Annotated in this window: 1 protein-coding gene; it reads right to left on the bottom strand. The window is 40.5% G+C overall.

From position 1 onward, the window contains the following. Positions 1 to 227: asparagine synthase-related protein (locus V6256_RS15600; protein ID WP_341599145.1), on the bottom strand; the 227-nt coding region annotated here is incomplete at both ends.

Genomic DNA, 227 nt, shown 5'->3' with positions numbered 1-227 from the left:
CCATCAGAGAATTGCTCTTTTTGACGCCATAGAACTTCTGGTAATACTTGACCATCAAACGCTTCACGTAGATTGTTTTTCTCGATACGGCCATCTATGATCATTTTAAGTTCAGGGTTAGTACGCATTGCAACGTCCATGAACTCTTTAACTAATAATGGTACACGTGCTTCAACACACCAAGCTGACATTGATTTCTTCGCTCGTAGACAGTCAAACATGTGTAG

This window comes from Psychromonas aquatilis (assembly GCF_038155185.1).
GTDB classification, from domain to species: domain Bacteria; phylum Pseudomonadota; class Gammaproteobacteria; order Enterobacterales; family Psychromonadaceae; genus Psychromonas; species Psychromonas aquatilis.
Note: the sequence above shows the minus strand (reverse complement) of the source record. Positions and strands in the feature narration are given on the sequence as shown.